Origin of the sequence: Bacillus sp. NEAU-CP5 (genome assembly GCF_026420705.1) — a bacterium.
GTDB classification, from domain to species: Bacteria; Bacillota; Bacilli; order Bacillales; family Bacillaceae; genus Bacillus; species Bacillus velezensis.
On record NZ_JAPMOV010000002.1, the window covers coordinates 676,711 to 699,185 of the forward strand.

Here is a 22,475-nt window from a genome sequence, read left to right on the forward strand (position 1 = left end):
GAGGAGGAATTGCCCGTGAGAAAAAAATTCAATTCTTATTCGCTCCCCCAGTGGGCCAGACAGGTCCGCCTTGTATCCGTGCAAGTCATTATCCCGATTACGATCTTTCAGGGGATCAGGACGATTTTCTTTCCGACGACTTTTGATGTCCTGCTGCTTGCCATCCTGCTGTTTTTAGCGTGCGCCCTGCATTTGGAATGGATATAAAAAAACGAGTCCCGTTATGAAGAGGACTCGTTTTCCGCTTTTATTTTTTTCTCCCGCTCAATCTGATGAACCTTCATGAGAAAAGGCTCAACATTTTTCATCTGCCAAAACGCTCTTAATAATTGCGTGCACTCTTCTTTTTCAGAGCCCCTTTGGCCGGTCTGATACCGTTTCAGCACTTTGTACATGGCGGACGGATAAGCCATATAGCTGAGAAACAGGCTGATTTCCGCTTCACGGAGCGGGAATGATTTGTGATACGTATAAAACCAGTCCAGACACTCCGGGCATGCTTTCGGATAGCTTCTGAACATTCTGGAGTAAAAGCCGAGCAGGTCATTTTGCGGAGGGCCCAGCGCAGCTTTCTCGAAATTCGTGAAAAAGCCCGATCCCGCATCATTATACAGAAAGTGGCGGCTCGATAAGCTGCCGTGGTTGATCACCGCTCTCGTCTTGTCATGATCCTTTGCCGCGTCAAACCATTCTTCCAGACGTTCCAGAGCAAAATTGACGGCGGAAACCGTTTCTGTAAGATACGTAACAGCCTGCAGTTCAAAAGGTGAAAGATACCACTCTTTTTCCGCCCGGTCGGCGAATTGTTCATAGACAAGCTTATCATTTTCCCAATCTCTTTTCGTTGCTTCATAAAAGCCGCTGATATCTTCAGTCCGGATTTGGATGTCCCGCACAGTCGCAGAATGGAGCTTCGCGACCTCTTTAAAAAGGTAAACATGTTTTTGATCCCGTTCCTCTTCCTGATCGTACTGAAGCCAAGGCATTAAATAATAAGAATTCTCCGTCTGTCTTCCCGCAAAAAAATCGCCGGCATACGTGCGGCAGATCGGCACAAATGATCGGTAGCCTTTCTCCTCAATCTCAATCATAAGATCCGTAAATTCACTGCTGCGGGCCGGCTTGAGCTGTTTCAAAGCAAAAATGCCGTAGTTTGAGTAGACCTTCCAAACATGCGGGCTGACAGGCTCAATATACTCAGCCGCCAGCCCGTATTCCTGAAGCACTGATTGGACTGCTTCCATTCCATTCACCACATTTTTACGGCCTCTTTGTGCTTACGCATGGCTGTTATTATATTCAGGTATATACAGAAGCTGACCTTCTTCAAGCTCGTCATCAAACGATAAAGCATTCGTTCTGATGAGCTGCTGGGATGTTATGTCATATCGTTCACACACCCGGTCGATAGTATCTTGCTGCTGTACGATACAAATTTTCATTCTTGAAAACTTTTCTTCTTCCCTTGTAAATAATTTTGTCAAGTAATGAGAGTTGTCATTTTCCTTCTGCTCGGTTCCCGGTGCCGCTTCTTCATTATTTCTTTCAGGCTTAAGCGGCTCAGGCTGTTCAGCTTGCGCCGGCTCCTCAGGCGGCAGTTTGGAAAACTGAAAAGACAAATCGAGAGGCTTCCCGGTTTCCTCCTCCGGCGGCGCCATCTTCCTTACCTCAATTTCAAACCCTTCTTCATCCTGAGCCTCTTCTTCAAGCAGCTTAGGAGCGCTGTAAAACTCCTCTTCCTGCTGTTCCGGAACGAACTCGCGATAAACGGGCGCCTGCTCTTCTTGAAAAACCGCAGGCTCATCTTCGTCTTCTGACGCCTCATGATCGCTCTGACGGAGAAGCGGCTCGGCCTCTGGCTGCTCTTCTTTATGAAGGAAGGGCTGTTCCGCAATTTTTGGTTTTTCTGCATGCGGAGTCAGAGTGAACGCAGGGAAAACCGGCTCGTTATCATCTTTTGGCTCTTCCTGCACTTCTGCTGAATCATCCTCAAATGCAGGTTCATTCCTCACAGCCGACATGATTGCAGGCTCCTCAGCTTCTTCCGGCTTTTCTTCGTGTTGGAAGGAAACAGGAGGAGGAGGCTCAGTAAAGGAAACAGGTTTCGGCACCTCTTCCTGCTCCCTCAGAATCGGGGCAGTTTCTTGCTCTTCTTCTTCCCGTTCCCTCAGAATCGGGGCAGTTTCCTGCTCTTCTTCTTCCCGCTCCCTCAGAATCGGGGCAGTCTCCTCTTCTTCTTCTTCCTGCTCTCTCAGAATCGGGGCTGCTTCCTGCTCTTCTTCTTCCCGTTCCCTCAGAATCGGAGCAGCTTCCTGCTCTTCTTCTTCCTGCTCCCTCAAAATCGGGGCAGTTTCTTGCTCTTCTTCTTCCCGTTCCCTCAGAATCGGGGCAGTCTCCTGCTCTTCTTCTTCCCGCTCCCTCAAAATCAGGGCTGCTTCCTGCTCTTCTTCTTCCCGTTCCCTCAGAATCGGGGCTGCTTCCTGCTCTTCTTCCTCCAGCCTGATTAAAGGCGGGATTTCTTCCTCGTTCTTCTCGGTTTCTTGTGCTGCTTCTTCTGATACAGTCAAAGGTATTTCAGGCTCATGGCGTATCATTAGTTCTGGTTCGTTTTCGTCCTCAGAATGATGTCCGGCAAGATTGATCATTTCTTCTCTGGCAAATTCAGGCGCCACGTACAAAGGGATCTCCGGCTCTTTTGGCTCGGATTCCTCAAGCAGCCCTTCAATTGCCAAATCAGCTTGAATGGTTAAGATCCTTGAATCCGTCAGCTGATAATCAAAGGCATCGATAAATACGAAAACATCATTGAGGTGGCTCACTTTATTTTTCGGAATCGTGATGTCCACCGGGAAACAATGAATGAGCTCGGCCGTGCCATCCTCCCTCGCCCTCACTTCCTCTACATGCCTCAGTTCCCTATCAAGCTCTTCAAAATGACTGCTGTGATCTATGTTGTACTCGCCAGTAAGTTCTAATGATCCTTTAATTGAGACATAATCATTTACTTCCTGCACCCTGATGTCAGGGTCTAATGAAATCGAAAGTAATTCAGAAACTTCCTGTCCTTTTTGGAAACAGATTGATTCTTCAACAGAAAATTGCAATCGGTGATTATGCGGCAAGTTCATATCCTCCTTTCATCTAATCCATACAATTAGATGTCACTAAAGGTGTATGCCGCAATCCGGGGAAATATGATAATGGAGGCATTGAAAAAAGCCGATACAAGTCTTGCTTGCATCGGCTTTTCTGTATCAGCGGCTGATCGCCTGGAACACTTTCTCAGCGGCTTGAATGGTATTTTCAATATCCTCCATTGTATGCGCAGTGGAGAGAAACAATCCTTCAAATTGAGACGGCGGCAGAAATACGCCTGCGTCAGCCATCCCTTTATAATATTTGGCGAACAGCTTTAAATCAGAAGATTTGGCTGCTTCATAGTTAATGACAGGCTCATTTGTGAAAAAGAAGCCGATCATTGAACCCGCCCGGTTAAACGTGTGCGGAATGCCATGTGCTTCAGCTGCTTTTGAAATGCCTTCTTCAAGCATATCGCCTTTTTTCACAAATTCTTGGTAAGATTCAGGTGTGAGCTGCTGTAACGTCTCAAGTCCCGCTGTCATGGCAAGCGGATTTCCTGACAATGTTCCCGCCTGGTAGATCGGACCGCTCGGCGCGATTCGTTCCATAATGTCAGCTTTTCCGCCATACGCACCGACAGGAAGACCGCCGCCGATGACTTTACCGAGACACGTTAAGTCAGGCGTCACGCCGAAATACCCTTGCGCACAGTTATAATCCACGCGAAAACCGGTCATGACCTCGTCAAAAATGAGCAGCGCGCCATACTGTTCCGTAATGTCGCGAAGTCCTTGTAAAAAGCCTTCCTGCGGCGGAACAACGCCCATATTGCCTGCTACCGGTTCAACAATGACCCCGGCAATATCTTCACCGTACTCCCGGAATGCGAGTGCAACGCTTTCCAAGTCGTTGTATGGAACGGTAATCGTATTCATTGCTATTCCTTCCGGCACGCCCGGGCTGTCCGGCAGGCCGAGTGTCGCCACTCCGGATCCCGCTTTGATCAGCAGCGAATCACCATGGCCGTGGTAACAGCCTTCGAATTTCAAAATTTTGTTGCGACCGGTATATCCTCTTGCCAGACGCAGGGCGCTCATTGTCGCCTCTGTGCCGGAGCTGACCATCCGCACGATTTCAACAGACGGCACACGGTCAATGACCAATTTGGCCAGTTCGTTTTCCACTTCAGTAGATGCCCCGAAACTTGTCCCGTTCTCGGCTACTTTTTTCAGGCTTTCAACGACCCGGTCGTTCGTGTGGCCCAAAATGAGCGGCCCCCAGCTCAGGACGTAGTCGATATATTCATTGCCGTCAATATCAAAAATTTTCGATCCTTTTCCGCGCTGCATAAAGATCGGGTCCATATCAACTGATTTAAACGCGCGCACCGGGCTGTTCACTCCGCCCGGCATCAGTTTCTGCGCTTCTTTAAAAGCGGCTTTTGATTTTTCATAGCTTCTCATCTGTCTCAGCTCCCGTCAAATGAAATCGTTACTCAGCAAGCCATTTTGCTGCGTCTTTTGCATGATACGTCATAATCAGATCGGCTCCTGCACGTTTCATGCTCGTTAGAATTTCCAGCACCATTTCTTTTTCTTTAATCCAGCCGTTTTGGGCTGCCGCTTTCACCATGGAATACTCCCCGCTCACATTATATGCGACCAGCGGCAGGTGATGGCGGTTTTTCACATCACGCATAATATCTAAGTATGACATAGACGGTTTGACAATTAAAAAGTCAGCGCCTTCTGCCGCGTCTGATTCAGCCTCACGGAGCGCTTCCAAGCGGTTGGCCGGATCCATCTGATATGTTTTTCGGTCTCCGAACTGCGGCGTGCTGTCAGCCGCGTCGCGGAACGGACCGTAAAATTCACTTGAATATTTCACGGCATAAGACATGATCGGAATATTCGTGAATCCTTCTTTGTCGAGCGCTTCCCTGATCACTGTGACAAAACCGTCCATCATATTTGAAGGAGCGATGATGTCAGCGCCGGCTTTGGCCTGGCTGACGGCTGTCTGCGCCAGCAGCTCAAGCGACTCGTCATTTAAGATTTCTCCGTCTCTCACGACGCCGCAATGGCCGTGATCCGTGTATTCACAGAGGCATGTATCAGCGATTACGATCATTTCAGGATAATGCTTTTTAATTTCAGCAATCCCTTTCTGCACAATGCCGTGATCATGAAAAGCCTGGGTTCCGCAGGCGTCTTTTTCTTCCGGCACGCCGAAAACGATGACCGACTTAATGCCGAGCGATATCAGCTCAGCCATTTCATCCTTTAACAAATCGAGTGATACATGATAAACCCCCGGCATAGAAGGAACTTCTTTTTTTCCTTCGAGCCCTTCAACGACAAATAACGGGTAAATAAAATCTGAGGGGTGAAGACGTGTTTCTTTTACTAAATCTCTCATCGCAGCGTTCGCGCGCAAACGGCGGTGTCTGTTAAATGTTTGATTCATCATTATCAATCCTTTCCCGACATGCTGCACATGACGTCCAGCATGCCTTCAATCGTATAAGTGTCAGGCACATGGGATGAGATCCCGTATTCCAAGAGCGCTTTCTCTGTCAAAGGGCCGATGCTGATATAGCTCGCACCGCTGTTTTTCCACGCTTGTTCTCCGTCTCCGACCGCGTGCATAAACGTATGGACCGCCGATGAGCTGGTAAACGTAATAAAATCAAAATGAGAGCGGGATGCAGCCCGTCTCAGCTCGTCCATGCCTTTTTCATCCTGAATGGTATTGTATAACACCCATTCCCTTATTTGATAGCCAAGCGGCTCAAGCTCCGCTTTTATGACATCGCGTGATAAATTGCCCTTTATCACTGAAATGGGTTCGGCAGCTGATGCGTGCCGTTTTAAAGTATCAGCCAGACATTCCGCCACATACTCGTCAGGCATCGCATCCGTCCGGGCTCCCCGCTCTTTCAGGGCGCGCGCAGTCTTTTCACCGACGGCTGCGATTTTTTTCCGTCCCGAAAGCGCAAGACCGTGCCGATCAAGATAGGAAAAAAAGAACCGGACACCGTTTACGCTTGTAAACACAAGCCATCCCGGCTCAGAAAGGTCTTCCCGGAGACTGTCCGCACATTCATCCGGGAGCGCTTCCTGAAAAGCGATCAGCGAAGCGGAAACAGCCGTTCCGCCAAGCGCCTCCACTTTTTTTCGGAACGGTGCGGCCTGTCTTTTGTTCCGGGTGACAAGCACGGTCTTTCCTTGTAAAGGAAGGTCATTTGCCATCCTGATCGAGCTCCTGTTTTACACTGTCGATTAATGCTTTGGCTCCTTTTTCAGACATCATCGCCGCACAGCGTTTTCCGATTTCTTCCGGATCATGTCCCGCCGCTGTTTCTTTATAAATCGTCTTTCCGTCCGGAGACGCGACAAGACCGACCAATTCAACCTCATCCCGGTCATTGACGGACGCATACCCGGCTATCGGCACTTGGCAGCCGCCTTCCATCGCGTGTAAGAAAGCCCGTTCGGCTGCCACCGTGCGCTGCGTATACTCATCGGTAAATTGCGCAAACAGCTTCAAAAGCTCCTCATCCGACTCTCTGCATTCAATGGCAAGAGCGCCTTGGCCGACCGCAGGCAGACAGCGGTCCGGTTCGAGAAATTCAGATACGACATCATCTTTCCAGCCCATTCTCGAAAGCCCCGCAGCCGCTAAAATAATAGCATCGTAATCTTCCGTTTCAAGCTTTTGAAGTCTCGTATCGATATTGCCTCTGATCCACTTAATTGTAAGATCAGGGCGTTCAGCAAGAATCTGGGCGCTTCTTCTTAAACTGCTGGTGCCGATGATGCCCCCTTCTTTTATGTCGTCCAGCTTTTGATGCCCTTTTGAAATCAGCGCATCACGCGGATCCTCACGTTTCGGTATGCAGCCTATGACAAGACCCTCAGGCAAAACGGCGGGCATGTCTTTCATGCTGTGAACCGCCATATCAATCTCCTGATGCAGCAGCGCCTGTTCAATCTCTTTGACAAACAAACCTTTGCCGCCCACTTTTGACAGCGTAACATCGAGGATGCGGTCGCCTTTTGTGACAATCTCCCGGATTTCAAAGTTATAGGAAGGGTTCAATTCCTTCAATTTGTTAATCACCCATTTTGTCTGGGTCATAGCCAGTTTGCTCCGTCTGGAACCTACCTTAATCGTTCTCATTTTCTTTCCTCCCGAATCTGTTTGGGCGCGTGCGTTAACTGAACCAATGGAATTGCGACAGGCTTCCGAGCAGGAAGTAATTAATCATCAGCACGAGAAAACATGCTGAATTCCATAACGCCGCCACTTTTCCCTGCAGTTCCTTAATCATTCTGATATATAAATAGTAGCTGTATAAAAGCAGCACAATAAACGAACCGAGCACTTTTGAATCAAACCAGTACAGCGTTTCCAGCGACACATACGCCCAGATCACGCCTAATATCAGGCTCAACAGCAGCATCGGAACCCCGATGACATTTAAAACGTAAGCCATATAATCAAGTTTTGACAAATCTTCAATTCTCAACAGCCATTTTCCCCACTTTTTCTTCTTTAATAAAGAATATTGAAACTGATAAAGAAGCGAAAAAACAAAAGAAAGGGAAAAAGCGCCGTAAGACAGAATCGCCATTGTAATATGAATGACCAAAAGCTCTGAGACCAGCTGGCCGGAAAAAGCGGCCGAATGCTGATCCGTCGGTGAAAACGTATGGATCGCAATCATCGAGAAACCGATGACATTCGTGAAAAACACGATAAAATCAACCCGCAGAATCTGCGTGACCACAAGTGAGAGCGTGACAAGCACCCACGCATAAAAGTAAAGGGCCTCTGTAATATTCAAGACCGGAAATCTGCCCGTCTGCCACATGAAATAAGAAAGATAGACGGTTTGCAGAGTCCAGACAATAGAAAGCAACCAGAAGGCCATTTTCCCAGCCTTCCGGTTGTGTTGAAGAAAATCTATAAAGTAAAAAAGGACGCTTACTGCATAAATAACAATTGTCGCTTCATTAAGTCTTGCCATTGCTGTATCAATCATACAGCCCTCACTCACTTACAAGCGGACGTAAGCCCGTTTTTGCTTCTGCCTTTTGAAACGAATGAACCGTCTGGCGGTTATCCAGGCTTTTGTCCAGCTGGCGGCCGGCCTCTTCCTCAATATCGAAAATCTGCATAAACAGCTTCAGCTTTTCATCTGAATCCGCTTCAGCCGCAAGCTCTTTCGCTTTCAGAATCGGGTCGCGCAGCATTTGGTTAATGATGCTTTTCGTATGTTTGCTGAGAAGTTTTTTCTCTCTTACCGTCAGATGAGGCAGCTTACGCTCAATGCTCTGCATCGTATCGGACTGGATGGACAGCGCCTTTTCACGCAGCGCCGAAATGACCGGCACAACGCCGAGCGTATTAAGCCACTGCTTAAACTCAACAATTGCCGCTTCAATAAACAGCTCGACTTTTTCAGCGGTTTCACGGCGTTCTTGTAAGTTGGCTTCAACGATTCCTTCAAGGTCATCAATATCATACAAAAAAACACCTTCAAGATCGTTCAGCGCCGGATCGAGATCTCTCGGCACAGCGATATCCACCATAAATAACGGACGGCCTTTCCGCTGTCTGCCCGCTCTCTCCATCATTTCTTTAGACACGACGAAATCACTTGCGCCTGTCGAACTGATTAAAATATCAGCTTCAGCAAGTGCATGTTCAAGCTGGTTTAAGCTGCGCGCTTCTCCGGAGAAACGGTCAGCAAGCGCTTTTGCCTTCAAAAACGTTCTGTTGATGACCGTTACTTTGCCGATGCCCTGACCGTGCAGGTTTTCTGCGGCGAGCTCGCCCATTTTTCCCGCACCGAGAATCAAAATGTGCTTATTTGACAATGAGCCGAAGATTTTTTTCGCGAGTTCAACGGCGGCGTAACTGACGGAAACGGCATTGGCGCCGATATCGGTTTCGGCATGCGTGCGTTTGCCGACGGTCACCGCCTGTTTAAACAGCTCATTGAAAATGGTGCCGATCGTCTTTTCTGCCTGCGCCGTTTTAAAGCTCGAGCGGACCTGGCCGAGTATTTGCGTTTCTCCGATGACCATGGAATCCAAGCCGCACGCCACACGGAATAAATGCTCGATCGCCGCGTCGCTCTCATAAAATTTCAGAAACGGAGACAGCTCTTCTTTCGGCAGCGAGAACCATTCGGATAAAAATGTCTTTATATAATAACGGCCGGTATGAAGCTGGTCGACCACCGCATATATTTCGGTGCGGTTGCAGGTTGACACGATAATGTTTTCAAGAACGCTTTTTTCTTCTTTTAAACGGAGCATCGCTTCTGCAAGCTCATCCGGCTGAAAACTTATTTTTTCGCGTATTTCAATAGGGGCGGATTTATAATCTACTCCCACAACAAGAATATGCATCGCTTTCATGCACCCCCGTACATCGCAATTTATTTATAATCATTCTAACATAGAATTTATTATTTAGAATGATTATAACATAGTTTCTTCGAAAAAAATGTGAACAGATTTCAAAAATGTTGTGCTATAGTATAAAAAGCTCGTTTCCACTGTAATCATCATACTAAAAATCCTTTACTGCGGGTAGGTGACAGGATGAAAAAAACATCAATTTTATTACCGGGACTTCTGCTTGCCGCTTCATTATTCGCATGGCTTCAGAGCGGACAGGTTCACCTGTTTGCGAATCAGGGGGAATGGCCGGTGCTCCTTATGCTCTTGGGCGCCATGCTCTCGTACCAGGGCAAAAAGGAAGCGGCCGGGCCTCACGTCCTGATCGGCATGCTTCTTTTCGGCATAGGTTTACACTTTTTCGCCAAACCTGAGCTCTCATGGTGGCCGGGAGATTTTGAAATGATTCTCTTCGTCTTCGGATTCTCCTTATTTGCGGCAGCCAGAAAAGAATATGTATACGAAGCGGTTGCCATGATTGGTTTTTCCCTCTTTTTATACTTCTTTAAACAAATTACGGCATGGCTGGAGTCCGTCCATATTCCGACGGAACACTTCAAAACATACTGGCCGTATGTTTTCATCGGAATCAGCCTTTTATTATTGTTTATCAAGCGGAACAAAACTATACGATAAAACCCAAAACGCACTGCGTTTTGGGTTTTTCATTACCGGCTGATCATTTTTTTAATGGCTCCCCATGCTTCATCTTTGCCTTTTTTCGTTTCAGAGGAAAATAAAATCAGCTCATCTTCAGGATCCATATCAAGCGTCTGTTTGACAACCTTTAAGTGCTTGTCCCATTTTCCTTTTGGAATTTTATCCGCTTTTGTCGCGATAACGATGACGGGAATGCCGTAATACTTCAGGAATTCATACATGTTCACGTCTTCAGCAGACGGCGCGTGTCTGAGGTCGACAATCTGCACGCAGGCTTTCAGCTCTTCGCGGGTCGTCATATAGGTTTCAATCATTCTCCCCCATGCTTCCCGCTCACTTTTGGAAACTTTCGCAAATCCGTACCCTGGAACGTCGACAAAATGCAATTCATCATTGATGATGTAAAAGTTTAGGGTCTGTGTTTTCCCCGGTTTTGATGACGTTCTGGCCAAGTTTTTCCGATTGATTAATGAATTGATAAAAGATGACTTTCCTACATTTGATCTTCCCGCCAGCGCGATTTCCGGAAGCCCCCCATTAGGGTACTGTTCGGGTTTGACCGCGCTGATCACGATTTCTGACTTTGTGACTTTCATTTCTTCTCTCCTACTAAGGCATGTTCCAAAACGTCATCCAGGTGAGAAACGAATATAAACTTCAGTCCTTCTCTGACGCTTTCTGGAATATCCTCTATATCTTTTTCGTTATCTTTAGGCGCAATAATAGTAGTCAGGCCCGCTCTGTGCGCACCGAGCGCCTTTTCTTTCAGTCCGCCGATCGGAAGCACGCGGCCCCGCAGCGTGATTTCTCCCGTCATACCGACTTCGCGTTTTACCGCACGGTCCGTTAATGCTGAAACGAGCGCCGTGGCCATCGTAATTCCGGCAGAAGGGCCGTCTTTCGGCACCGCTCCTTCAGGGACATGGATATGAATGTCATACTTCTCATGGAATTTCGGGTCGATTCCGAACTGTTCCGCTTTCGAGCGGACATAACTGAAAGCGGCCTGCGCTGATTCCCGCATGACATCTCCAAGCTTCCCGGTCAGAATCAGCTTTCCTTTTCCCGGTGACAATGACACTTCGATTGACAGCGTATCTCCGCCGACCGTCGTATACGCAAGCCCCGTGACAACCCCGATTTGATCTTCGGTTTCCGCCTGTCCGTATCTGAATATCCGTTTTCCGAGATAGTCGGCCAGATTTTTCTCTGTAACGGTAATGCGTTTTCTCTCCTCAGACACAATGGCTTTTGCAGCCTTTCGGCAAATGGCGGCAATCTGGCGTTCAAGCGTTCTCACGCCGGCTTCCCTCGTATAGTAGCGGATGATGTCCGTAATCGCCTGATCCCGAATCTGCAGGTTGCTCTTTGTGAGCCCGTGCTCTTTGATTTGTTTCGGAAGCAGGTGGTCTTTCACGATCTCCAGCTTTTCGTTTTCAGTGTAGCCTGACAGGCTGATAATCTCCATTCTGTCTCTGAGAGGTCCCGGTATGGAAGCAAGGTTATTCGCAGTCGCGATAAACAGCACTTTCGATAAATCGAACGTCTCTTCAATATAGTGGTCGCTGAATGTGCTGTTTTGTTCCGGATCCAGCACCTCAAGCATCGCCGAAGACGGATCGCCTCTGAAATCAGACGACATTTTGTCGATCTCATCCAGGAGAAAGACCGGATTTTGTTTGCCGGCTTTTTTCATCCCCTGTATAATACGGCCCGGCATCGCTCCGACGTATGTGCGCCGGTGCCCGCGGATTTCAGACTCATCGCGCACTCCGCCCAGTGAAATTCTCACAAAACGGCGCCCCATGCTCGTACTGATTGATTTTGCAAGAGATGTTTTACCGACTCCCGGAGGTCCGGCCAGACAAAGAATCGGCCCTTTCAGCGTTTTCGTCAGCTGTTTCACGGCCAAATACTCCAAAATCCGCTCTTTCACTTTCTCTAAGCCGTGGTGCTCTTTATCTAAGATTTCCCCGGCTTTTTTAATATCAAGTTTATCTTCTGTTTCATCCGACCACGGAAGGGCGATGAGCCAGTCAATATAGTTGCGGATAACAGAGCTTTCCGCTGAGCTTGACGGCACTTTTTCGTAACGGCTTAATTCCTTAAGCGCCGTTTCTTTGACACGCTCAGGCATGCCTGCTTTTTCTATCTTTTCCGTGAGCGACTGAACTTCGCCGGTTTTTCCTTCTTTGTCGCCAAGCTCCTTCTGAATGGCTTTCATCTGTTCACGCAAGTAGTATTCCTTTTGAGTGCGTTCCATCGAACGTTTGACGCGCTGACCGATTTTTTTCTCAATCTCCAGCACTTCTTTTTCATTATGAATGGAACGGATGACTTTATTCAGACGTTCTTTAATATCCGCCGTTTCTAAAATGTCCTGCTTGTCCTTTAATTTCAGCGGGAGATGAGAAGCGACGATATCCGCCATTCTGCCGGGCTCTTCAATATCAGTCACAGCCGCATACGTTTCTGCGGAGATTTTTTTAGAAATTTTTATGTACTGGTCAAAATGGTCCAGCAGCGTCCGCATAAGCGCTTCGTCTTCCACGTCTTTTGAATCATCCTCATGCATCAGCTGTATATCGACCGAAGTATAATCTTCGAGCTCGGTGTATTCAAGGATCTGCGCCCGCTGAATTCCTTCTACAAGCACTCTGATCGTACCGTTGGGCAGCTTCAGCATCTGTTTAATTTTTGTATAAGTGCCGACGGCGAAAATATCCTCTTCACCCGGTTCGTCTATCGAAATATCCTGCTGAGTGGCTAAAAAAATCATATGATCATGCATCATTGCCTGTTCAAGAGCCTGAACCGACTTGTCACGGCCTACATCTAAATGTAAAACCATTGTCGGGTATACCAATAAGCCTCTTAAAGGGAGGAGCGGGATGCTGCGTTTTGTATCTTCTGCCATGTGACTGACACCTCCGTGACTTTAGTATGAACCATTATAATACAACTTTTTCATCGTTGTACAATTCCGGGATCGGGCAAAATCGGCTTATCCGCCTGCCCTGTATATAAAACAGTCTCTTCGTAGTATACCCTTTCTTTCTGTTCTGAAAAAGGAAAAGATGTCCTCCATAAAAAAACCCCATTATAAAAATGGGGTTTATACGGATTCTTTATTCATTTGGATATCAAACGGTTTTTGTTCTGAAGGAGGGTCAACCAATATGACGTCCAGCACTTCCTGGAACGTTTTTACCGCTTTAATGGTGATTCCGTCTATTCGTTTCAGAATGGACTGCTGATTTTCATATGGGATAATGACCGTTTTTGCTCCGGCCTGTTTTGCGGCTTTAATTTTCGGAATGACGCCGCCGATCGGTTTGACAAGCCCCGTCAGGCTGATTTCTCCCGTCATCGCCACTGTATGGTCGATCGGGATGCGGTGAATCGCAGAAAAAATCCCTGCGGCCATCGCGATACCTGCTGAAGGTCCGTCAATCGGGCCTCCGCCAGGAAAATTGACGTGAATGTCATAGTCTGAAGGTTTGATGCCCATTGTGCGCAGAACCGTCAGAACATTTTCCACAGATCCCTTCGCCATGCTTTTGCGGCGGATCGACTTCGATTGGCTGCCGATGCTTTCTTCCTCTGCAATTCCCGTGATATTCAGGCTTCCTTTGTCCTGCGCAGGTGTGACATTCACTTCGATTTCCAGCAATGCGCCGCTGTTCGGCCCGTAGACAGCAAGTCCGTTCACGATGCCGACTTGCGGTTCATCGGCGATTTTCTGCTCATTTTTAGGTGTAAGCTGACTGGAATGAACAACCCATTCTATATCTTCTGTCGTAATTTCTTGTCTGTCCTCAGTCACCGCCATGCCGGCGGCGATCTGGATCATATTGACGGCTTCACGTCCGTTTCTCGTATATGTGGTCAGCACACTGAGAGCTTCGTCAGAAATCTCTTTCTGAATTTTGTCGGCTGCTTTTTTCGCAACGATTTTAAGTTCATCCTTTTCCAGCTCGCGGAAAAATACTTCAAGACAGCGCGAACGGATGGCCGGCGGAATTTCATTCGGCATTCTCGTTGTCGCTCCGATCAAACGGAAATCTGCCGGAAGCCCATTTTGAAAAATATCATGAATGTGATTCGGTATTTGCGTATTTTCTTCACTGTAATACGCACTGTCTAAAAATACTTTTCGATCTTCAAGCACCTTCAGCATTTTATTCATCTGAATCGGATGAAGCTCGCCGATTTCATCAATAAACAATACCCCGCCGTGAGCATGGGTCACAGCCCCCTGTTTCGGCTGCGGAATGCCTGCTTGGCCCATCGCACCCGCTCCCTGATAAATCGGATCATGCACTGAACCGATAAGCGGATCGGCAATCCCCCGTTCATCAAACCGCGCGGTCGTCGCATCAAGTTCAACAAAAACAGCCTGCTTTTGAAACGGTGACTGTTTATGTTTTTTCGCTTCTTCCAATACCAGCCGCGCCGCAGCCGTTTTTCCGACTCCCGGAGGACCGTAAATAATGACGTGCTGCGGGTTCGGTCCGCAAAGCGCTGCTTTTAACGCTTTAATTCCGTCTTCCTGACCGACAATGTCCTGAAAACTTTTCGGCCGCACCTTTTCTGATAAGGGTTCTGATAAACTGATGGCGCGCATTTTGCGCAGCTGTTCCATTTCTTTTTTTGATTCTTTATCTATCGTCACTTTTTGTGTACGCTGGTTTTTGAGCAGATTCCAAAAATATAATCCGATGACTATCCCGAAAAACAGCTGTACAAATAATGCGATCCCTGTCCAACTCATGCTGGTCCCTCCTGAAAAAACGATTTATGTATCCAATTCATTCCTCTGTCCGCTAGTATCTCCCAGCAAAGCCCGGAATAAACATTTTCAGAAGGGTCAGGACAAGAAAAAAACCTCCTGATCAATTCGAGTCAGGAGGTTTTGTCATGTTATGCTGATGTTTTATCTTGGCCGACAACTGTGCCGTCTTTTAATACAAGACGCGGTGCTTCACCGTCTGCGACTGTCGCTCCGGTAATGACACATTTTTCAATATCATCGCGGGACGGCAGATCAAACATGACGTCAAGCATGATGCCTTCAATGATAGAACGCAGGCCGCGTGCGCCTGTTTTTCGCTCGATCGCTTTTTTCGCAATTTCAGATAATGCCTCGTCTTCAAATTCAAGCTCGACATCATCAAGTTCTAACATTTTCTGGTATTGTTTGACGAGTGCGTTTTTCGGTTTAGTCAGAATTTCGACCAGTGCCGTTTCGTCAAGCTGCTCAAGGCTTGCAATGACAGGAAGACGGCCGATGAATTCAGGAATCAGCCCGAAACGGAGCAAGTCTTCCGGAAGAACTTTAGAAAGCAGTTCTTCTTTTTCCAGGTCTGCCGCTTTATTATCTGAGCCGAAACCGATGACTTTTTGTCCGAGACGGCGTTTGATGATTTGTTCAATGCCGTCAAATGCACCGCCGCAAATGAACAGAATGTTCGTCGTATCGATCTGGATGAACTCCTGATGAGGATGTTTGCGTCCTCCTTGAGGCGGCACGCTTGCAACCGTTCCTTCAAGAATTTTCAGCAGCGCCTGCTGAACACCTTCGCCTGATACGTCGCGTGTAATAGACGGGTTTTCAGATTTTCGCGCTACTTTATCGATTTCATCGATATAAATAATGCCTTTTTCTGCTTTTTCCACATCATAGTCTGCTGCCTGAATCAGCTTGAGGAGGATGTTTTCTACGTCCTCACCGACATATCCGGCTTCAGTCAGAGATGTAGCGTCCGCGATCGCAAACGGCACGTTCAGAATACGGGCAAGCGTCTGGGCAAGAAGTGTTTTCCCGCTTCCAGTCGGTCCGATTAAAGAAATATTACTTTTAGAAAGCTCGACATCATCCACTTTACTGTTGGAATTGATGCGTTTGTAATGGTTGTATACCGCAACCGCAAGTGATTTCTTCGCCTGATCCTGTCCGATGACATATTCATTCAGAATCTCGCGGATTTCCTGCGGCTTCGGAACGTCTTTAAATTCGACTTCTTCTTCCGTACCAAGCTCTTCCTCTACGATTTCTGTACAGAGCTCAATACATTCGTCACATATATATACACCCGGTCCTGCAACCAGCTTACGAACCTGATCTTGCGTTTTTCCGCAGAACGAGCATTTCAATTGTCCTTTTTCCTCGTTGAATTTAAACATTCTTTCACCCCTTAATCTTGTCTCACTTTTTCTTTTACCTGAAGGGCAAAAGAAAACGGTTCTTGCTACGATCGAGTATGTATTGCATTTTACCATACTTTCCAGTAAGACGGTAACAATGTGTTTCGCACTTGCACATTCTATATGTATGACGAAAAACAGCCCGGCAATGACTATCTTGCCCCAAGAAAAAGAGTTATATCATAATTGTACAAAACAAGGCACGAATTAATCGCGCCCTGTTTTATTATGTCTATTATTATGAACCATATTAACGGTTTTCTACAAGAAAATCAATTGCTTTTCGAACTTTTAAATCTTCTTTCATCGCGTCAGTTGAACCGATTGCCTGCTTGATGTTTTCAACCGGCATGTTGTAAGCTTCAGCCATTTTAGTCAGCTCAGCTTCAACTTCTTCGTCTGTTACTTCAAGGTTTTCAGCTTGAGCGATCGCTTCAAGAGTCAGGTTTGATTTTACGCGTTTTGCGGCATCTTCTTTCATTTGCTCTTTTAACGCGTTTTCGTCTTGGCCTGAGAATTGAGTGTAAAGCTCAAGGTTCATGCCTTGCATTTGCAGACGCTGTTCGAATTCTTTCAGCATGCGGTCAAGCTCAGTGTCGATCATCGCTTGAGGAACATCAGCTTCAGCGTTTTCAGATGCTTTCAGAACAAGCTCTTCACGCAATTTAGCGTCAGCTTCGTTTTCTTTTGCTTCTTCAAGGCGTTTTTTTGTTTTCTCAGTTAATTCAGCAAGCGTTTCAACTTCTTCGTCAATGTCTTTTGCGAATTCGTCGTTAAGCTCAGGAAGCTCTTTCGCTTTGATTTCATGAATTTTCACTTTGAAAACAGCTGGTTTTCCAGCAAGCTCTTCAGCGTGGTACTCTTCAGGGAATGTTACTTCAACATCCTTTTCAGCGCCTGCTTCAAGGCCTGTTAACTGCTCTTCGAAGCCCGGGATGAATGAACCTGATCCTACTTCAAGTGAGTAGTTCTCAGCTTTTCCGCCTTCAAACGCTTCGCCGTCAACGAAACCTTCGAAGTCAAGAACGACTGTATCGCCGTTTTCAACAGCGCCTTCTTCTTTCACGACAAGCTCAGCCTGACGCTCTTGAAGCGCTTTAAGTTCGTTTTGTACATCTTCGTCAGTAACGGCAGTGTCATCTTTTTCGATTCCTAAGCCTTTGTAGTCGCCAAGTTTCACTTCCGGTTTCACAGTCACTTTTGCAGTGAAAATCAAGCTTTCGCCTTTTTCGATTTTTTCAACATCGATTTCAGGGCGGTCTACAGGCTCAATGCCGGCTTCTTCAACCGCTTTAGGGTATTCTACAGGAAGTAAAATATCTAAAGCATCCTGGTAAAGAGCTTCAACGCCGAAACGCTGTTCGAATAAACCGCGGGGAACTTTCCCTTTGCGGAATCCAGGAATAGAAACCTGTTTTACTACTTTTTTAAATGCATCATCAAGAGCTGTTTTGAACGTATCCGCATCAACTTCAACCGTTAATACGCCTTCGTTGCCTTCTTGTTTTTCCCATTTTACAGACATGTGTTTCCCTCCAAAAATCTATTCAGGTTGTGTCGGTCTTCCATTCTAAAGCAATCCGCGGCTTTGTCAAAGAAAAAACCGCTTTGAATCAGAATCATTATGTAATGAACTGGCAGCCTGTCCAACCGTAATTCTCATTTCAGTTAAACCGCTATACATAAATACAACCACTATATTATAACATAACGCCTACCGCTTTCAACTATATGGTGTGATTTACAAATAAGAAATTTCTTCAATATCCTTAATCATCGTGCAGGCTTCTTCAAGTTCGCGGCTGTCAAACTCGTACATCATATGAAGTTCCTCCGGCTCAATGTCAATGCCGTGCATCTCGTAACCGACCTTATGAAGCGCCGCCGCCCATAAATCTGCGTTCAAAAACTTCGGCATAAAAGGGTGCAGGACGTACAGATGCCTTCTCCACAGCTCCTCGACGGCAGCGTATAATGTAGGGTTTTCATTGCCGAGCGTTTCATCAAGCACCCGGAGAACGCGATGCAAAACCGGAGCCGCATCAGGCTGAACCGTTTCACTCGGAACCGCGGTCATTGAATCGCCGAATTTTGTAATATGAACCGGCTTGCTGTAGTCATGCTCCGCCATCAGCGTCAAAATCATCGTCTTGATAAGCGGATGTGCGCCCGGATCTTGAAGAATCGTTTTTAAGAGACCCGTGTATTTTGCAATATTGCGGTCTTTGAGAGAATGAATCAGATTCATTTGTTCAGCGGGGCTGTTCAGCACTTTTTCCGCATCAAGAATGTCCTCGTATTCCTCCTCCCACGCTTCATCCTGCTGGTCGGGATCGGTCATTTTGCGGCTGAATTCGAGCAGCCGGTAGAATTGCTCCGCACTTTCTGCGGGCAGCTGGTTTTCTTCCAGCACAGCTTCAATCGTGCTTTTGACTTCTTCATATTGTTTCAGCTGAATTAAAATGGTCATGTACACCTGCAGTACGGTGAAATAATGGCCGTACCCTTCATTCAGCATTTTCTCACAAACTTGTTTTGCTTCTTCCAATTCCCCGAGTTCCAGAAAACAAATCGCCATGCCTAAATGTACGTCGGACTCGGTATCGCCGTGGCTTACCGCCTCTGAGAACAGTTCGAGGGCCTCCTGATACTGTTTATCCTTCATGGCGGCCATCCCTTTATCAACCAAGCGTTCTTTCAGACGGGGGAAAGGAATGATATCAGCTTTTTTCTTGTCATGCGTCATACTTTATTTCCTTTCAGGCGCTATTTTTTTCAAGTGTATCAACACGCGTCAGGAAACACAAGAAAGGATGGTGCGCACGGTGAAAAAAGCCGCCGGACAGATGCCGGTCGGCTTTTTTCAGGCTTGAAGCCAAGAACTTCTTTTCGATTCAAACTGCTGAATGTCGTCCTCCAGCAGAAGCGTTAATGAAATTTCATCATAACCGTTAATCAGCATTTCCTTCCAGTGAGGATCGACTTCAAATGAAATCTCTTTTCCTTCACTGTCGTGAATGAGCTGGTTTTCCAAATCAACCGTCATGTTAAGAGACTGATTTTCATATTGACCGGCGAGTTTTTTCCACTGATCATACGGCATACGGATGGGAAGCATACCGTTTTTAAAACAATTTTGATGAAAAATATCGGCAAATGACGGAGCAATGATGATTTTGAAGCCGTAATCATCCAGCGCCCAAGGAGCGTGCTCACGGGATGATCCGCAGCCGAAATTCTCTCCGGCAATTAATATGGACGCGCCTTCATAGACTTTGCGGTTTAATTCAAATTCAGGATCAGGCTCACCGTTTTCAAGGTATCTCCAATCAAAAAACGCGAATCTGCCGTATCCGGTTCTTTCAATTCTTTTCAAAAACTGTTTCGGAATAATCTGGTCCGTATCGACGTTGATCCGGTTTAAGACGGCCGCTTTTCCCGTATGCGTTTTTAAAGGTTCCATCTTTTCGCGCACTCCTTACACAACTGTTTTTTCTTGATAAAACTTTCTTACATCGACGAAATGCCCGTGAATGGCCGCCATTGCCGCCATCGCCGGACTGACAAGGTGTGTTCTCGCGCCTTTTCCCTGTCTGCCTTCGAAGTTACGGTTGGAAGTGGAAGCGCATCGTTCCCCTTCAGGCACGACATCATTGTTCATACTGAGGCACATGCTGCAGCCTGATTCTCTCCATTCAAAGCCGGCCTCGAGAAACACGCGGTGCAACCCTTCTTCTTCGGCCTGCTGTTTCACGCTTTGAGAACCCGGCACCACAATGGCTCTGACGCTGTCGGCGACTTTTCGGCCTTTGATCATATTCGCAGCCTGGCGAAGATCGGTCATCCGCGAATTTGTACAGGAGCCGATAAACACATGCTCGACTTTAATATCTTCAATTTTTTGATTCGGTGAGATTCCCATGTATTCGTACGCGCGGATGGCTTCTTTTTTACCGTCTTCAGAATCAATCGTTTCCGGCGCCGGTATTTGGGCATCGACCGGGAGAACCATGCCGGGATTGACGCCCCATGTTACCATTGGAGAAATCTCGCTGCCGTCTAACACGATGGAATGATCGTATACGGCCCCCGGATCGGTTTTTAACGCTTTCCATTCTGCGGCGGCTTTTTCAAATTCCTCGCCTTTTGGCGCGTATTTACGGTTTTTACAATATTCGATCGTCGTGTCATCAGGAGCGATCAGTCCCGCCCGTGCTCCCGCTTCTATTGACATATTGCAGACGGTCATGCGTTCGTCCATAGACATGTTTCTGAATACTTCCCCGGTGTATTCAATGACATATCCAGTACCGAATTTCACCCCGTATTTTCCGATGACCGACAAGATGACATCCTTCGCGGTCACTCCTTTTTGGAGCGTTCCGTCAACGCGGATTTCAAGCGTTTTCGGCCGTTGCTGCCATAATGTCTGTGTGGAGAGAACATGTTCCACCTCACTTGTGCCGATACCGAAGGCAAGCGCTCCGAACGCGCCGTGAGTCGATGTATGGCTGTCTCCGCAAACGATCGTTTTCCCCGGAAGTGTCAGACCAAGCTCAGGCCCGACTACGTGAACGATTCCCTGGTCTGCACTATGAAGATCCGCAAGACGGACGCCGAACTCCTCGCAATTCCGTTCAAGCGCGGTTACTTGGCGCTTTGCGACTTCATCTTTAATGTCAAAACGGTTGACGGTCGGAATATTGTGGTCCATCGTCGCGAATGTGTTCTGCGGCCGTCTGACCTTTCTTCCCTTCTGCCTTAACCCTTCAAACGCCTGAGGAGACGTCACCTCATGAATTAGGTGCAGATCAATATAGAGAAGGTCGGGTTTTCCTTCACCGCTTTTTACAACATGCCGATCCCAAATCTTTTCGATGATTGTTCGAGGCATCATCTTTGTTTCCTCCCTCTACCTATGAACTAAGACCGCTTTCTTTAAAGCGTCACACTATAGATTTTGTATTCGAGCCGGCTAATGCGGCTTTTACTTTTTCAGTAATGTCATGCGTTCCGGCATATTGGCCGTCCCGGGCGATATCACGTGTACGACTGCCGTCTGCAAGCACCTTTGCGACCGCCTTTTCCACCGCCTGCGCTTCGTTTTCAAGCCCGAATGATGTTCTCAAAAGCATCGCCGCTGATAAAATCGCCGCAAACGGATTGGCCATCCCTTTACCGGCGATGTCAGGCGCAGATCCATGCACGGGTTCAAACAAGTGAAGACCTGAACTTGATAAACTGGCTGACGGCAGCATGCCGAGCGAGCCTGTCAGCATGGAGGCTTCATCGCTTAAAATATCGCCGAACATATTCTCAGTTACGATGACGTCAAATTGGCTCGGAGCGTAGATGAGCTGCATCGCGGCATTATCGACAAGCATATGTTCAAGCGTCACATCAGGAAATTCTTTTGCGATTTCATCCGCTGTTTCACGCCACAGCCTGCTTGAAGAAAGCACATTCGCCTTATCAACGGACGTCACTTTTCCTTTTCTGCCGGCAGCCATCCTAAAGGCTTCTCTGACAACGCGTTCGATTTCTTCTTTCTTATAAAAAAGGGTATCGACCGCTTCCTTTTCTCCCGCTTCATTGACATACTGTCTGCTCGGTTCTCCGAAATAGAGGCCGCCCGTCAGTTCCCTGACGATTACAAAGTCGACGCCGCTGATATATTCTTTTTTCAGCGGAGACGCCTCAGACAGGCTTTCAAATACGGTCACGGGACGCAGATTGGCAAACAGGCCGAGTTTTTTTCTGATGCCGAGCAGGCCTTTTTCCGGTCTGAGCTCCGGAGGATTTTGGTCCCATTTCGGTCCGCCGACTGCCCCGAGCAGGATGGCGTCGGATCTTTCACAAAGAGCCACCGTCTCCTCAGGAAGGGGGTTTTGATGGGCGTCAATGGCCGCTCCCCCGATCAGTCCGTTTTCAAATTCAAATTCATGTCCGAATTGTTCGGCAACGCTTTTCAATACATCTGCCGCTGATTCCGCCACTTCCGGTCCGATTCCGTCACCGGGAAGCAAAGCAATGCGTTTTTTCAAATCAAACGTT

19 protein-coding genes are annotated in these 22,475 nt (G+C 47.3%); 2 read left to right on the forward strand and 17 right to left on the reverse strand.

The window, feature by feature from the left end:
• The first annotated feature begins 15 nt into the window (after positions 1 to 15).
• The gene (locus tag OTK50_RS08545) at positions 16 to 207 is read left to right on the forward strand and encodes a hypothetical protein (protein WP_003152639.1); all 192 of its coding nucleotides are present in this window, start codon (positions 16 to 18) and stop codon (positions 205 to 207) included.
• Positions 208 to 221: 14 nt separating this feature from the next.
• On the opposite strand, the gene ysxE is transcribed toward OTK50_RS08545, so the two are convergent.
• The 8 genes from ysxE to hemA all read right to left on the reverse strand — a co-directional run bounded on the left by ysxE (position 222) and on the right by hemA (position 9,503).
• Positions 222 to 1,244, reverse strand: a complete 1,023-nt coding sequence (gene ysxE, locus OTK50_RS08550) for a spore coat protein YsxE (RefSeq protein ID WP_012118110.1) — start codon at positions 1,242 to 1,244, stop codon at positions 222 to 224.
• Between the two features lie 33 nt (positions 1,245 to 1,277).
• Positions 1,278 to 3,122, reverse strand: a complete 1,845-nt coding sequence (locus OTK50_RS08555) for a LysM peptidoglycan-binding domain-containing protein (protein ID WP_224223715.1) — start codon at positions 3,120 to 3,122, stop codon at positions 1,278 to 1,280.
• Between the two features lie 132 nt (positions 3,123 to 3,254).
• Entirely contained in the window at positions 3,255 to 4,544 is a 1,290-nt protein-coding gene (hemL, locus tag OTK50_RS08560) for a glutamate-1-semialdehyde 2,1-aminomutase (protein ID WP_032873800.1), read from the reverse strand.
• A 28-nt stretch (positions 4,545 to 4,572) separates the two neighbouring features.
• Entirely contained in the window at positions 4,573 to 5,547 is a 975-nt protein-coding gene (hemB, locus tag OTK50_RS08565; protein ID WP_029326045.1) for a porphobilinogen synthase, read from the reverse strand.
• A 5-nt stretch (positions 5,548 to 5,552) separates the two neighbouring features.
• Positions 5,553 to 6,332 (reverse strand): uroporphyrinogen-III synthase, encoded by a 780-nt coding sequence (locus OTK50_RS08570; RefSeq protein WP_224223716.1) that lies wholly within the window; start codon positions 6,330 to 6,332, stop codon positions 5,553 to 5,555.
• Positions 6,322 to 7,263: a hydroxymethylbilane synthase gene (gene hemC, locus OTK50_RS08575; protein ID WP_007408155.1), complete on the reverse strand. Its 942-nt coding sequence runs from the start codon at positions 7,261 to 7,263 to the stop codon at positions 6,322 to 6,324. The genes OTK50_RS08570 and hemC overlap by 11 nt, the downstream gene beginning before the upstream one ends.
• Before the next feature lie 34 nt (positions 7,264 to 7,297).
• Complete coding sequence (locus OTK50_RS08580; protein ID WP_007408154.1) at positions 7,298 to 8,128, reverse strand: cytochrome c biogenesis protein; 831 nt, start codon at positions 8,126 to 8,128, stop codon at positions 7,298 to 7,300.
• A gap of 7 nt (positions 8,129 to 8,135) precedes the next feature.
• Positions 8,136 to 9,503, reverse strand: coding sequence for a glutamyl-tRNA reductase (gene hemA, locus OTK50_RS08585; protein WP_003152628.1), 1,368 nt, complete (start codon positions 9,501 to 9,503; stop codon positions 8,136 to 8,138).
• A 195-nt stretch (positions 9,504 to 9,698) separates the two neighbouring features.
• Between hemA and OTK50_RS08590 the strand changes: the two genes are divergently transcribed.
• Positions 9,699 to 10,190 carry a hypothetical protein gene (locus OTK50_RS08590; protein ID WP_032873795.1) on the forward strand — a complete coding sequence of 164 codons (492 nt, stop codon included), beginning with the start codon at positions 9,699 to 9,701 and terminating at the stop codon, positions 10,188 to 10,190.
• Between the two features lie 32 nt (positions 10,191 to 10,222).
• Here the strand turns inward: OTK50_RS08590 and yihA are convergent, their stop codons facing one another.
• From yihA to leuB, 9 genes are all read right to left on the reverse strand, one after another.
• Complete coding sequence (gene yihA, locus OTK50_RS08595) at positions 10,223 to 10,810, reverse strand: ribosome biogenesis GTP-binding protein YihA/YsxC (RefSeq protein ID WP_007612895.1); 588 nt, start codon at positions 10,808 to 10,810, stop codon at positions 10,223 to 10,225.
• On the reverse strand, positions 10,807 to 13,131 hold the full coding sequence (lon, locus tag OTK50_RS08600) for an endopeptidase La (protein ID WP_224223717.1): 2,325 nt from the start codon (positions 13,129 to 13,131) through the stop codon (positions 10,807 to 10,809). Before lon ends, yihA begins: the two co-directional genes overlap by 4 nt.
• Positions 13,132 to 13,329: 198 nt before the next feature.
• Positions 13,330 to 14,988 carry an ATP-dependent protease LonB gene (gene lonB, locus OTK50_RS08605; RefSeq protein WP_007612897.1) on the reverse strand — a complete coding sequence of 553 codons (1,659 nt, stop codon included), beginning with the start codon at positions 14,986 to 14,988 and terminating at the stop codon, positions 13,330 to 13,332.
• Positions 14,989 to 15,137: 149 nt separating this feature from the next.
• Positions 15,138 to 16,400 carry an ATP-dependent protease ATP-binding subunit ClpX gene (gene clpX / locus OTK50_RS08610; RefSeq protein ID WP_007612899.1) on the reverse strand — a complete coding sequence of 421 codons (1,263 nt, stop codon included), beginning with the start codon at positions 16,398 to 16,400 and terminating at the stop codon, positions 15,138 to 15,140.
• Between the two features lie 271 nt (positions 16,401 to 16,671).
• On the reverse strand, positions 16,672 to 17,946 hold the full coding sequence (gene tig, locus OTK50_RS08615) for a trigger factor (protein WP_003152618.1): 1,275 nt from the start codon (positions 17,944 to 17,946) through the stop codon (positions 16,672 to 16,674).
• Positions 17,947 to 18,162: 216 nt separating this feature from the next.
• Positions 18,163 to 19,167: a DNA damage checkpoint antagonist DdcA gene (ddcA, locus tag OTK50_RS08620; protein ID WP_025285063.1), complete on the reverse strand. Its 1,005-nt coding sequence runs from the start codon at positions 19,165 to 19,167 to the stop codon at positions 18,163 to 18,165.
• Positions 19,168 to 19,284: 117 nt separating this feature from the next.
• Complete coding sequence (gene leuD, locus OTK50_RS08625) at positions 19,285 to 19,884, reverse strand: 3-isopropylmalate dehydratase small subunit (RefSeq protein ID WP_007408146.1); 600 nt, start codon at positions 19,882 to 19,884, stop codon at positions 19,285 to 19,287.
• 15 nt (positions 19,885 to 19,899) lie between these two features.
• A complete protein-coding gene (gene leuC, locus OTK50_RS08630) occupies positions 19,900 to 21,318 on the reverse strand; it encodes a 3-isopropylmalate dehydratase large subunit (RefSeq protein ID WP_101670112.1) in 1,419 nt (472 codons plus the stop codon).
• A gap of 49 nt (positions 21,319 to 21,367) precedes the next feature.
• Positions 21,368 to 22,465: a 3-isopropylmalate dehydrogenase gene (leuB, locus tag OTK50_RS08635; RefSeq protein ID WP_007612905.1), complete on the reverse strand. Its 1,098-nt coding sequence runs from the start codon at positions 22,463 to 22,465 to the stop codon at positions 21,368 to 21,370.
• Between the last annotated feature and the right edge of the window lie 10 nt (positions 22,466 to 22,475).